At 70.4% G+C, this 12,781-nt stretch carries 9 protein-coding genes; 2 read left to right on the forward strand and 7 right to left on the reverse strand.

Annotated features, from left to right (window positions below; all coding sequences use genetic code 11):
* Positions 1-170 precede the first annotated feature (170 nt).
* From helR to ACIRC0_RS33320, 4 genes are all read right to left on the reverse strand, one after another.
* A complete protein-coding gene (gene helR / locus ACIRC0_RS33305; RefSeq protein WP_403623803.1) occupies positions 171-2,321 on the reverse strand; it encodes an RNA polymerase recycling motor ATPase HelR in 2,151 nt (716 codons plus the stop codon).
* A 36-nt stretch (positions 2,322-2,357) separates the two neighbouring features.
* Entirely contained in the window at positions 2,358-3,554 is a 1,197-nt protein-coding gene (locus ACIRC0_RS33310; protein WP_403623806.1) for a glycosyltransferase, read from the reverse strand.
* Positions 3,555-3,743: 189 nt separating this feature from the next.
* Complete coding sequence (locus ACIRC0_RS33315; protein WP_403623809.1) at positions 3,744-5,081, reverse strand: MFS transporter; 1,338 nt, start codon at positions 5,079-5,081, stop codon at positions 3,744-3,746.
* The gene (locus ACIRC0_RS33320; RefSeq protein ID WP_403623812.1) at positions 5,078-5,740 is read right to left on the reverse strand and encodes an ArsR/SmtB family transcription factor; all 663 of its coding nucleotides are present in this window, start codon (positions 5,738-5,740) and stop codon (positions 5,078-5,080) included. Before ACIRC0_RS33320 ends, ACIRC0_RS33315 begins: the two co-directional genes overlap by 4 nt.
* A gap of 165 nt (positions 5,741-5,905) precedes the next feature.
* Here ACIRC0_RS33320 and ACIRC0_RS33325 point away from each other — a divergent pair, with 165 nt between their 5' ends.
* Positions 5,906-6,760 (forward strand): aminoglycoside phosphotransferase family protein, encoded by an 855-nt coding sequence (locus tag ACIRC0_RS33325; RefSeq protein WP_403623960.1) that lies wholly within the window; start codon positions 5,906-5,908, stop codon positions 6,758-6,760.
* 63 nt (positions 6,761-6,823) lie between these two features.
* Here ACIRC0_RS33325 and ACIRC0_RS33330 read toward each other — a convergent pair whose 3' ends face one another.
* Complete coding sequence (locus ACIRC0_RS33330) at positions 6,824-7,090, reverse strand: hypothetical protein (protein WP_403623815.1); 267 nt, start codon at positions 7,088-7,090, stop codon at positions 6,824-6,826.
* Positions 7,091-7,384: 294 nt separating this feature from the next.
* On the opposite strand from ACIRC0_RS33330, the gene ACIRC0_RS33335 reads away from it, so the two are divergent.
* On the forward strand, positions 7,385-8,323 hold the full coding sequence (locus ACIRC0_RS33335; RefSeq protein ID WP_403623818.1) for an aminoglycoside phosphotransferase family protein: 939 nt from the start codon (positions 7,385-7,387) through the stop codon (positions 8,321-8,323).
* Positions 8,324-8,503: 180 nt separating this feature from the next.
* On the opposite strand, the gene ACIRC0_RS33340 is transcribed toward ACIRC0_RS33335, so the two are convergent.
* A complete protein-coding gene (locus tag ACIRC0_RS33340) occupies positions 8,504-11,053 on the reverse strand; it encodes a GH32 C-terminal domain-containing protein (protein WP_403623821.1) in 2,550 nt (849 codons plus the stop codon).
* Positions 11,054-11,231: 178 nt separating this feature from the next.
* Complete coding sequence (locus ACIRC0_RS33345) at positions 11,232-12,695, reverse strand: glycoside hydrolase family 32 protein (protein WP_403623824.1); 1,464 nt, start codon at positions 12,693-12,695, stop codon at positions 11,232-11,234.
* Between the last annotated feature and the right edge of the window lie 86 nt (positions 12,696-12,781).

Here is a 12,781-nt window from a genome sequence, read left to right on the forward strand (position 1 = left end):
GCATGACAGCATGGCACGCGCGAAGGGCCGCCTCACAGCAGGCCGCCGAAGCCCACGTACACCGTTGCCGCGCCACAGCCCGGGAAAGAGCGGCAGAGGCCGGGCGGCGAGCCCGGGCCCTGCCGTCATGCTCACCGACTCGACCCGGAGCGGGCGTTCTTCCGGCCGTGTCAGGAGCTTGTGAGGATGACGAGTTGCTGGGTCGCTCGGGTCATCGCGACATAGCGGTCGACCGCTCCCTCGACGCCCTTGCCGAACCCCTCCGGGTCGATGAGGACGACCAGGTCGAACTCGAGCCCCTTCGCCAGCTCCGGCGTCAGCGACCGGACGCGGGACGTCTCCCGGAACGCGGGGTCGCCGATGACACAGGCGATCCCGTCGGCATGCGCGAGGAGCCAGGTGTCGAGGACCGAGCTCAGATCCGAAACCGATCCGTGTACGACGGGGACGCCGTTGCTGCGGATGGAGGTCGGCACGTTGGCGTCCGGGAGTACGGCCCGGATGACCGGCTCCGCCTCCGCCATGATCTCTTCCGGCGTCCGGTAGTTGATGCTCAGTGAGGCCAGGTTGATCCGGTCGAACCCGATCCGCTCGAGCCGTTCCTGCCACGACTCCGCGAATCCGTGCCTGGCCTGGGCGCGGTCCCCGACGATGGTGAAGCTCCGGGACGGGCAGCGCAGCAGCAGCATCTGCCACTCCGCGTCGGTCAGTTCCTGCGCCTCGTCCACGACGATGTGCGCGAACGGGCCCGCGAGCAGGTCGGGTTCGGCCCGCGGCAGTGCGTCCTCGTCGACCAGGCTGTTCTGCAGGTCCTGCCCGGTCAGCATCGTCATCAGCATGCCCTGCCAGTCGTCATCGGTCCTGAGCAGGTTCTCGGTGACCTGGGCCCGGTACTCACGCTCGGCGGCGACCGCGGCCTCCTGCCGGCGCCTGTGCCGGGACGCCTCCGGGTCGCCGAGCCGCTGCCGTGCCGCGTCCAGGAGGGGCAGATCGGACACCGTCCAGGCCTGGGGGTCCGCGCGCTGCAGCTTGCGGACCTCGTCGGGACCGAGCCAGGGAGCGCACATCCGCAGGTAGGCCGGTACCGACCACAGGTCTCCGACGAGGTCTGCCGCCTCGAGCAGCGGCCACGCGCGGCCGAGGGCCGCGTTCAGCTCCTCGTCCTGCCGCAGCGCCCTGCGGAACAGGTCGGGCGAGACATCGCCGTCGTACTTGTCCCTCAGGATCGCGACCAGCTTCTCCCAGACCTGGTCGCGCGCCTCGTTGTGCGGAGTGCCCGGCTCGGGCGCCTCGAAGGCCTCGGCCCAGTCGTCGGCGGTGAGCCGGATGTCGTACCAGTCGACCGTGACCGTCATCCCCTCGGCGGGCGGTTCCTCGTAGAACCGGACGGCCCGCTCGATCGCCCTCACCATGTCCGCGGACGACTTCAGGCGGGCCACCTCCGGGTCGGCCTCGACCGCCGCTCCCGCTCCCTCGGCGACGAGGTCCCGCAGGACGCAGGTCTGCACGCCCTCCTCGCCGAGGCTGGGCAGCACGTCGGAGACGTACGCCAGATACGGCCGGTGCGGACCGACGAACAGCACGCCGCCGCGACGGTGACCGAGGCGGGGGTCGGAGTAGAGGAGGTGGGCGGTGCGGTGCAGGGCGACGACCGTCTTGCCCGTGCCCGGACCGCCGTCGACGACGAGGGCGCCCCGGGATCCGGCCCGGATGACGGCGTCCTGGTCGGCCTGGATGGTGGCGAGCACGTCCCGCATCCGCTCCGACCGGTTGGCGCCCAGGCCGGCGATGAACGCGGACTGGTCGTCCAGCGCCGCATGCCCTTCGAGCCCGTCGGCGGTGAACACCTCGTCCCAGTAGTCGCTGATCCGGCCGCCCGTCCAGCGATACCGGCGGCGGCTGGCCAGGCCCATCGGGTTGGCGTGGGTCGCCGCGAAGAACGGCTCGGCAGCCGGGGAGCGCCAGTCGACCAGCAACCGGCGGCCCTCGTCGTCGGTGAGGCCCAGTCGTCCGACGTACACGGGGTCGGGATCGTCCGCGCGGACCATGTGCCCCAGGCACAGGTCCAGGCCGAAGCGGCGCAGGGTGCGCAGCCGGCCGTTCAGCCGGTGGACCTCGATGTCCCGGTCCATGGCCTGCTGGCCCGTGCCGCCGGGCGCCTTGAGCTCGGCGTCGAGACGGTCGGACAGTTCGGCGATCGTCAGCTCGAGGCTCTCCGCGATGGCCGCGAACTGCCGCTCGTCGCGGGCGATCAGCGCTGGGTCGGCCTTGGGTGAGAGGCGGTCGGGAAGGTCGAAAGCGCTGGTGGTAAGGGGGGTCACGTCATCAGCTCCGGCGTGGTTCGCCAACGGTCCTGCTCAGCCCGCCGCGTCGAGGAGGAGCTTCGCGGCCACCGTCGCTCCGTCGGTGCGGATCGTCCCGGCCACGGCGGTCGCTCGTGCGCGGATCCCCGGGGTCAGAGCCGTACCGAGCGCGGCCGAAAGGGACTCCAAGGTCGGAGTCGGACCGTCGTGTGCCGCGCCGATGCCCAGCTCGGCCACCCGGCCGGCCCAGTACGGCTGGTCCACGATCTGGGGTACGACCACCTGCGGCGCACCGGCCCGGGCGGCCGTCGTCGTGGTGCCCGCGCCGCCGTGGTGGACGACGGCGGCCAGGCGTGGGAACAGTGCCTGGTGGTTGACCTCGCCGACGACGAAGCAGTCGTCCCGGTCGTCCATCAGGGCCAGGTCGGCCCAGCCGCGCCCGACGAGGACCCGGCGGCCCTGCGCGCGGACCGCCTCGATGGCCACCCGGGCGACGTCCGGCGAGCCGTGCATGCGCATGCTGCCGAAGCCCACGTACACCGGCGGTTCACCGGCCTCCAGGAACGCCGACAGCTCGTCCGGCAGCGGGCGTTCGTCCGGGAGGATCCACGCGCCGGTCGGTACGACGTCCAGGTCAGTGAGGTCCGGCCGCGGCCCCAGGACCGGGTCCACCGCAAGCCACGGGTGGTCGGTGAAGACGTGGTCGCGAACGTTGGCCACCGGCGGCAGGCCGATCGACGCCCGGTGGTCGTTGAGCGCCTCGCCGTACAGCGCGTTCACCCTCTCGGCGTCGAGGGCCCACAGCACCCGGTTGTCGGTCTCGTCGGGCGGGAACGGCTTGCCCGGCCGTCCCGGCGGCGGGTAGTGCGCCGACGGCAGCGAGAACGGGTGGAAGCACGCGCAGACGTAGCCGATCCCGAGTTTCTCGGTCACCGACCGCGCGCCGGCCGGCATCAGGCCGGTCGCCACCAGCGCGTCGCATCCCTCGGCCGCCTCCGCGACCGGGCCGAAGTGGGCGTCGACCAGCTCGGCCGCGACCCGGAAGGCGTCCTCGGGCGTCGGCGGCTTCGCCCCGCTCACCAGCGCGCGCACCGACGGGCCGAACGGCACGTGCTCCACACCGACACCGCCCAGCAGTTCGGCGAACTCCTCGTCCGGTGGCGCGCACACCAGCGCCTCGGCGCCGAACTCGCGGAGTGCCACCGCGAGTGCCGCCAGGGGTTCGACGTCTCCGCGCGACCCATAGCTCATCAAAAGAACACGCACTTCGTGATTCCCCCGTTTCCGCAGGATCTGACCTTCGGCCGACGATTCTGCGGTACGACGGGGGCCTTGCCGCAAGCCCCCCAGTGCGCTATACGTTGAGAGTGGCAAGGAGTGGGTGACCTCCTTGCCTTTCCCTTTTTCCTCGTCCACTGCGGATGGACGAGCCCCTCGCCGTCATGCCGTGAGATGCGCATCGGTCGACTGGGCGTCCTCCTCAGGTCCCGGTTCCCGGGCGCCTCGCCCGGCCACGCGGTCCATCTCGCGCCATTCCGGCCGCAGCCCGGCCAGGTTGGTGGTGAGGAAGTACGCGGCCCCACCGGCGAGGAGCACCGGCACAAGCCCGGCGGAGGCCACCGCCGCCCCAGCGATCAGCCCACCCAGAGGGATGCCGGCCCAGGCCAGCGAGTCACCGAGCGCGTTGACCCGGCCCAGCATCCGGCGCGGCACCCGCTCGAAGAGCACGGCCCCCAGCACCGGGTTGAGGAAGCGGGCACCGAACCCACTGACCGCGAACACGGCCAGCACCGCTCCCATCGGTGCGTCCAAGGAGAGGATCAGGAATCGCGGCGCCCCGGCCAGCAGGAATCCGGTGAAGAACACAACCCGGCGGCGCAGCCGGTGCGCGGCCATCGCGGCGATCAGGCTGCCACCGACCGCAGCCGCCCCGCCCACGCTGCCCACCAGGCCGATGGCGGTGGGCCCGTTGCCGGACTCTCTGGCCCAGACGGGGATGAGCACCGTGGTGAACCCAGCGTCCAGGAGGTTGGTGATCCCGACCATGACGATGACGGTGAGCAGCAACAGCTCGCCGCGAAGGAAGGTGAAGCCCTCGCCGAACCGTCGCCAGTAACCCGGCCCCGTCGCCCCGGCTTGCGACGGGGTTTCCTCGACCGCATGCCCCATGCCGCGGGGCAGCGCCGCCGCGATGATCAACGATCCGAGCGCAAAGCAGCCCGCGTTGACGACGAGACCCGACAGGGGGCCGAGCAGTGCCACCAGGGAGCCGCCGACCGCGGGGCCGATGGTGGACGCGAGCCGCTCGGTCACACCTGCCAGACCGGTGGCTCGTTCCAGTGGCACCCGGCCGCGCTCGGCTGCCTCCGGAACCATCACCTCCTTGGCCAGGTCGCCAGGGCCGCGAGCCGCGCCGATGAGCGCGACCAGGGTGAGCAGGAGCGGAAAGGAGAGCAGATCGAGGGCGTGGAGCAGGGGAATCGCAGCGGCGGCGGTGGCGCTGGCCAGATCGGTGGTCCAGGAGACGGACCGCGGACCGATGCGGTCCACGAGTGGCCCGGTGAACGCCTTGACCACCACGTACGGGGCCATCTCGCAGAAGGCGACCAGTCCGGTCAGGGTGGCGCTGCCAGTCGTGACGAGCACGAACCAGGGCAGTGCGACGGCCGAGACCCGCGTACCGGTGAGCGACACGGCGATGGCGGCCAGTACCCCGCCCAGTGGGCGTAAGGACCGCCTGGTGGGTATGCCGTCGGAGCCCGAGACACTCCTGGTCACGACGTCTCCGCTCCTGTCACCGTCTCAGGACCGGGATGCGACTGCGGTGGGGGAGCGTCCAGTTCGGGCAAGAGTTGCGTGACGACACCGATCCGCTCGGCTCCATCGGGGGCACTCGCGGCCGCCTCCGGCGTATCGCGGCGATAGCGGGCGATGACGGCCCTCAACTCCTCGCGCAGGGCCACAGCTTCTTCGGGTGTGAGCCGCAGCGCCCAGTCGCTCATGTCGAAGGTGTCCCGCCAGGCACGCGGCATCGTCTGCAGCTCGTTCAGCGTCTGCTGGGTGCGAAGGGTGTAAGTGGCGGCGACGGACTGCAGATAGGCCAGTGTGGCCTCGGGCTCTCGGTCAGCCAGGTCCCGGTCGTTGAGCTCCGTCGCCTGATGTACGGAACGCCACCAGCGCTCTCGCGCGTTGCCGCGTGCCGTGTCCTCCTCGACGAAGCCGGCCGCCCCGAGCTGGCGCAGGTGGTAGCTGGCCGTGCCGGAGTTCACGCCGAGCCGTTCCGCGAGACGGGTGGCGGTCGACGGGCCGAACTTCCGGAGGAGCCCGACCAACTGCACGCGTACCGGGTGCGCCAGGGCGCGCAGCCCCTTGGCATCCAGAACAACCGCGTCTGCCTCGACTCGAAGGCCGTCCGGCCCGGCGCCTGTGTCAGTCATACCGCGCACTCTAGACCGCAAACGGTTCTTCGCAAACACTTCTTCGCGAAGAACTGTTTGCGGTTTCGGTCAGGCCTAGGATGCGAACGACCGCATCGACCACCTGCGGGGGACGTGTTGAGAGAGTTGGCCTGTGTCGCGCCGGAGGTCCGGGAACGGTTCGTCGTGCGCTTCGGCGCCGAGGTGTTGGCCTGGTGTGACGAGTTGCCGGCTCTCGTCGGCGAACTCGCTGCTCGCTGGGGCCTGGATCTCGTCGCGACCGGCGGGGGAGGCACCTCGCGGGTGTTCCGCTGCTTGAGACGTGACACGGGCACCTCGGCGTGGCTGAAACTCACACCTCGGCCCACCATCGCCCGAGAGGAAGCCGAAGCCCTGCGGGCCTGGGCGGAGACGCCGTCGGTTGTCACCCTGGTGGCCGACGACCTCGCCGCCGGTGCCCTGCTACTGGAGAACGTCGAGCCGGGAGTGCCGGTGCGGCAGCTCGCCTGGGACCTGCCCGGGGTCGCGGCACTGCTACGGGACCTTCGGGGCTCTGCTGCGGTGCCGGGGGAGCACTCGGTGCTGCAGCCTCTCTCACACCGGATCAACTTCGTGTTCGACTTGACCGACCGAAGGCTGGAGGCGGCGGGCGTGGACGGCCTGCTTGCCCCGGCGGTGCTCGATCAGGCCCGGGCAGCGGCCCTGGAACTCGCCATCAGTGGACCCGTGGGTCTTGTCCACGGTGATCTGCACCCGGCCAACGTCCTGTCCGGTCCGGGTGCCCGCATGGTGGCGATCGATCCGAGGCCCGCGTGGGGTGACCCTGACTTCGACGCTGTGGACTGGGTACTTGCGGGAGTTACGAGCTTCGCTGTGCTGGAGCGGAGGATCGAGCGACTGGCGAGGATGGTTCCCGGCCAGTCTCCCCGTCGTGTGCTGCGGTGGTGCCGAGCACTGGCCGCCGTCAACGCGGTCCCGAGGGTGTGCGCGGGGCGGGACGACGCGGAAACCCGGTTCCTCCTGCTGCTGGCCGGCTACTGATCCGCCCGGTGGCTGTGCCGGACCGCAGAGAAACGATTCCTCTAACTGGCCGTGCACAGGACCTCAGTCCAGCTCCGGAGGGACGATGAAATCGTTGAGTTCACCGTCCAGATCGCCTCCGATCGAAATGTTGTTGGTCTGATTGATGGTGATGTTCTTATTGCCCTCGCCGACCTGACATGTGATCTGCTCGGCCAGTTCGCTGCCGACCGTGTTCGTCAGGTCGGGGTCCGCATCGGCTTCTGAGCATGCGCTGGCCGGTGAGGCACCACCGAACAGGGCGACGGCTGTCACGGCCGTTGCTACTCCGATTTTCACGTACTGACGCACCTTTGCCTCCATAGTCCTGATTAACCTTCAGGCTGACAGTCTGATCATCCTGAAGTATGACCAAATTATCCGTGGGCGTTGACGCGCATTCGGGTGAAGTCAATGCCATCCGCTTGCGGGCGTATCGCTACAACTGTCTGACTCCGCAGTAGTGGACACGTGACATGTTCACGAGTCCGTGAAGGCCGCGTACCTGCTGCGACTTCGGGTGACCATCGCCGGCCGCGGCCTGGCCGTAGGGCCGCGGCGGCCCGTGCTTGGCGTCCGTGGCACGCAGGCGCATAAGGTTCCCGAATGATCGAGGTACCGGAAGCGTTCGCGCGGGCCACGGTGGAGCGTGAAGGGGAGGTGGGAGCGGCGTGGCTCGCCGAACTGCCGCAGATCGTGGACGAGTTGCTGCGGCGCTGGGGATGTGGGCCGGACGGCGAGGTCGTGCACGGGGGTGTCGGGATCATCGTCCCGGTCCGGCGGGGAGACGGCGCCACAGCGGTCGTGAAGGTGTCGTTTCCCCATCCCGGCAACGTCCATGAGCCGGATGCGTTCGTGGCCTGGGGCGGGCGCGGAGCCGTCCTGCTGCACGAGCGCGACGACGACCGTTTCGCGATGCTGCTCGAGCGGGTCCACACGTCGACCCTGGCGGAGGTCGAGGACGGCGATGAGCTGGTGACGGTCGCGGGGCGGATCAGTCGCCGCCTGGCTGTTCCCGCCCCGCCCGGTCTGCCCCGGCTGTGTGAGCAGGCCGAGGTCTGGGAGGAGTTGCTGCGCAAGGACGCCCGGGACCTGGCTCACGCTTTGCCGCGTCATGTCGTGGACGCCGCCGTGGCGACCGTCCGGGACCTGGGTCGTGTCCAGCCGGACCTTCTCGTGCACGGCGACCTCCACGCCGGAAACATCCTGCGCGGCGACCGTGAGCCCTGGCTGGCCGTCGATCCCAAGGGGTGTGCGGGAGACCCCGCCTACGACGGCGGCACGCTGCTCAAGTCGCGCGCCCTGGCGCTGCTCCAAGCGGACGACCTACGTCGGGCTGTCCACCGCGTCCTGGACATCTTCGCCGAGACGGCGGAAGCCGATCGCGTGCGCGTCCGGCGCTGGGCCCAGTTCCACGCCGTTCAGGCCGCGTTCTGGGGCCGCCGTCATGGATTCCGGAGGGCCCGCAGTGGACCACGACGCGACTGGCTCACCGAATTCGCGGACCACCTGGCAGAGTTGCTGACGGAGGGCACGCAGCCGTGATCCGGCAGTCCGGGGCCGGCGGTGATCCGGCAGTCCGGGCCGGCGCATCGGGACTGATCGGACGGCAGCTGCTCGCTCATGGCGCTCATGGCTTCGGCGAGTCGGGGCCTCCATCTGATGTTCGGGCTGCCGGCGTCAGGCGTTGCGCCCGTCGCCGCCGGCAGCCCGAACTCGACGCTGTCACCGCCAGATGGACTTCAGCTGCCACGCGTGCATGCCGCTGAGGGTGGCGGTGCCGTTCTCGGCGAAGACGTCGACGCCGGTACTGGAGGGGTCGGGGAAGATCTGGTCGCTGAGGGTGACCTGTTCGCCGCGCGCGTTCTCGGCGTAGACCTCGACCGAGGACGCGTCGACGAGGATGCGAAGGTGCAGGGGTTTGCCTTCGAGTGCGAGCGGGGCCCGCTCGGTGCCGGTGAAGGTGGGATCGAAGTCGACCGCGCCTGATGCGGTGCGGTCCAGGTACACCTCACCGGTGCTGGTGTCGTAGCCGATCCGGGTGCGCTGCCCGGCGCCCGTGCGGACGTCCAGGCCGAATCGGGTCGCGCTGCCGGCGGTGAGGTCGGCCTTGATCTCCAGCGTGCTGCCGCGCACACCGAGCGGGGTGGTGGTGTCCGTGACAGTGGTGGTGGGCACCCGGACTTCGGTGCCGCGCAGGGTGGCCAGTTCACCGACCGGCTGCTGGACCAACCGGGTCTTGCCGTCGACGGTCCGCAGGGAGAGCTGGCGGGGGAAGGTGTCGGCGCTGCGCCAGGGGCTCGTGGGGATGTTCCCGGCGTAGTCCCAGTTGTTCATCCAGGCGACCATGACCCGTCGTCCGCCGGGAGCGTCGTTCCAGGAGTTGGCGGCGTAGAAGTCCCGACCGTAGTCGAGCCAGTGGGCGCGCCGGGTGGCGGACAGGGCAGGCTTGTCGGCAACGGTGAACTGATCGGCGAGGACGTGTCCCCAGCCGCCGGTGTTGGCGTCCACGATCTGGATCTGGACCTGCTTGCCCTTGTAGGCGGTGGTGTTGAAGGACGCCCAGTCGAGGCTCTCGGAGTTGGAGCCGGTGGCGCTCCGCACGACCTTGCCGTCGACGAGCAGGTTGACCCCGGTCTCGGTGGAGTGGGGCTTGGCCTGCGTGTCGGAGAGGACGACCTGGTCGAGGTTGATGTGCCCCCAGCCGCCCGTGTTGGCGTCCACGACCTTGATCTGCGCCTGCTTGCCCCGCAGGTCGGACAGGTCCCAGGAGGCCCAGTTCAGCGCCTCGCCGTTGGCGCCGGTCGCGGAGCGCACCACCTTGCCGTCGACGATGAGCTCGACCGCCGTGGGGGCGTCGGAGCCGGCCGGGTGGTAGCCGCCGCCGATGAGGAAGTCCAGGTACCTCTTGTCGATGGTGAAGGTCGGGGAGGTCAGGGTGCCCGTGGTGGCGTCGCCGTTCAGGAAGGTGTTGACCAGTCCGTTGCCGAGGTAGCCGGAGACCTGCTGCTGGTTGGGCAGGGTGCCCTGGGCCGGGCCGGTGCCGAACGCGTCGCCGGTGGTGGTCCAGTCGCCGATGGGGCTGGTGTACGTGCTGCCCTCGAAGTCGGCGAGGACCTTTCCAGTTGGTGCCGGCTCGTCGCCCAGGACGGCGTCGGGGTCGTACGGGTGGTCGCCGCCGCCGATCTTGAAGTTGAGGTAGTCGCTGGTCACGGTGAACGCGGGCGAGGTGAGGGTGCCGGTGGCGGCGTCACCTCCGTCGAAGCTGTCGGCGAAGTGCCGGCCCTCGAAACCGCTGACGGGTCCCTGGCCGTCCAGCGGCCCGGTCGCCGGCGCGGTGCCGAAGGCGGTGCCGGTGGTCGTCCAGTTCCCGAAGGAACCCGACTCGAAGTCCTGCAGTACAGCGCCGCTCGGCGGGGTGTAGGCGCCGGTGTCGTCGGCGGTGAAGTGCGTGCCGTCGAAGTCGCCGACGAAGTACTGGGCACCCGAACCACCCGCGATCGAGCCGGGGTTGAGGTTGACCACCAGGACCCACTTCGTCTTGCGCGGATCGCCGTCCACGGGCTGCGGGAACAGGTCCGGGCACTCCCACACTCCGCCGGTGGCGCCGGCCGGGCCGAAGTCGCTCAGGTGGGTCCAGCCTTTGAGGTCGGCAGAGCTGTAGAAGGAGACCCTGTGCTGGTCGGACAGGGCGACGGCCATCACCCAGCGGCGGGCGGGCGCGTACCAGAAGACCTTCGGATCGCGGAAGTTGACGGAGCCGATGTCGAGGACCGGGTTGCCGGAGTACTTGGTCCACGTGGTGCCGCCGTCGGTGCTGTAGGCGAGGGCCTGTTCCTGTCTGCCGGTGGCCTTCTGCAGACTGGTGTAGACGGCGACCAGCGGCGGGTCGGCCTTGGTGCCGAAGCCGGTGGTGTTGTCCCTGTCGAGCACCACGCTGCCGGAGAAGACCATCTCCTGGTCGTCCTGGGGGAGGGCGACCGGGAGCTGCCTCCAGTGCACGAGGTCGGTGCTGACGGCGTGTCCCCAGGACATGTTGCCCCAGGTGTTGCCGGACGGGTTGTACTGGAAGAACAGGTGGTACTGGCCCTTGTACCAGATCAGGCCGTTGGGGTCGTTCATCCAGTTCTGGGCCGGGGTGAAGTGGAACTGCGGGCGGAACTGCTCGTGGTACAGCGTGTCGGCCGCGGCTGGCGAGGCGGCGAACAGGGACAGCCCGGACAGGACGCTCAGTGCGGCGAGGAGTCTACGGCGGGGACGGGCGGTTGTGGACATGGTGCTCCTTCTCCGTGAGGCGGTTCGTGAGCGGTGGGAGGTGTCGTGGCCTGCGGCGCACGATGGAGGGCTGCGGAGCTGCGGCGGGGCGGTTCACCGGCGAGGGCCGGGCAGCGGGTGGGGCGATTCACCGGCGCGGGCCGGGCGCACCGGTACGGCGGGCGGCCGGCACAAGCGGTCAGGCGTTCTGTCCTCGGCCGGCCAGCAGCGGCTCCGGGTGAGTTCCGCCGGTGCTCAGCTCCCACGCCTCGACGGCGAAGTCGCTGCGGCCGGTGCCTGTCGTATGGGCGAGCAGCCGCCACGGGCCGTCTCCGACCGGATACATCCTGAGGGTGAGGGCCTGACCGGAGGCCAGGTGGACCTCGGCGATGGAGCGGTCCACGATGACGCGCAGTTCCACGGGTGCGCCGGGAACCTCGGCGGTCGGGCAGGGGAGGGTGTACCTGCCGGGCCGGGCTCGTGGGTCCAGTGAGGCATGGCTGCGGTCGACGGTGAGATGGCCGGCGACGGGGTCGAGGCTGATGTCGAGGAATTCGGTGCCGTCCGCGGACGTGAGCAGGCGCAGGCCGCCGGCGCCGGAGGGGTCGGGAGTCAGGGTGGCGGTGAGGTCGAAGGTGCGGCTGACCTGCCCGAGTTCGGCCGGCTGGGAACGGGTGACGTGTCCCGTTCGGTGCAGGACGCGTTCGCCGCGCAGGGCGAGCAGTTCCCGGGCGGGACGTTGGGCCACCGTGCCGTCGTCGGCGAGGGTGAGTTCGCGAGGGAGGGTGAGGACGCCTGCCCAGCCGGATTCCTGTGCCCAGGCGTCGTCGCGTGCCTCCCACGCCCAGCCCCACAGCAGCCAGCGGCCTTCTTCCGGGCTCTTGAGCAGGGCGGGGGCGTAGAAGTCCGGGCCGTGGTCCAGCGGTACGGGGGGTGCGTCCGCCGTGAAGCGGCCGTGTACCTCACGGCCCGTGATCACCAGCGTCCGGCGTGGACCCTTCTGCGGGGTCCAGTCACTGACGACCAGGACCCCCCGGTCGCCGAAGGTCGCGTACTGGGGGCACTCCCAGCCCGACGGGTCTGCCGTGGCGGCGGGGCTGCTGGTGTGGAAGGGGCCACGATAGGACCAGTGTTCGAGGTCATGGGACTCGTACAGCTGTGCCGCCGCGCGGCCGTCGGCGAGTGCCGATCCGACCAGCATCCGCCAGCGGCCGTCCTGCCGCCAGACGTAGGGGTCGCGGTACATGGTCGTGTCGGCGGGCGGCTGCGGGACGAGCAACTCAGGGCGCTTGGTCCAGGTGTGGCCGCCGTCCTGGGACTCGGCGGTGGTGACCGGCTGCCACCAGCGGCCGGTGCGGTTGGCGGAATAGAAGGCCACCAGCCGACCGTCGACGGAAATCGCGTTGCCGGAGTAGCAGCCGTCCGCGTCCTCGCCGCCAGGGGTCGGTGCGAGGGCGACCGGGAGCTGCTCCCAGTTGATCAGGTCGGGGCTGCGGAAGTGGCCCCAGTGCACGTTCGCGTGCTGCGGGCCGTGCGGGTTGTACTGGAAGAACACGTGGTAGTGGCCGTCGTGGAAGACCAGCCCGTTGGGGTCGTTGATCCAGTTGCGGGGTGGGCGCAGGTGTACGGCGGGCAGGTGGGGGTCGACGCGCGACGTGGACACACGGTGCCTTTCGATGGGTGCGCGAAGCACACGGGCAGGCGAAGACAGGGGGCGGGGGCGACGGGCCGGTGCTGCAATCGGGCGGA

The organism is Streptomyces sp. NPDC093984, from assembly GCF_044764595.1.
Lineage (GTDB): Bacteria > Actinomycetota > Actinomycetes > Streptomycetales > Streptomycetaceae > Streptomyces > Streptomyces cynarae.

Excerpts from the sequence above, each read along its gene's own strand:
- ACIRC0_RS33310 (WP_403623806.1), bottom strand. The coding sequence starts at position 3,554 with ATGAGCTATGGGTCGCGCGGAGACGTCGAACCCCTGGCGGCACTCGCG.
- ACIRC0_RS33320 (WP_403623812.1), bottom strand. The coding sequence starts at position 5,740 with ATGACTGACACAGGCGCCGGGCCGGACGGCCTTCGAGTCGAGGCAGAC.
- ACIRC0_RS33335 (WP_403623818.1), top strand. The coding sequence starts at position 7,385 with ATGATCGAGGTACCGGAAGCGTTCGCGCGGGCCACGGTGGAGCGTGAA.
- ACIRC0_RS33340 (WP_403623821.1), bottom strand. The coding sequence starts at position 11,053 with ATGTCCACAACCGCCCGTCCCCGCCGTAGACTCCTCGCCGCACTGAGC.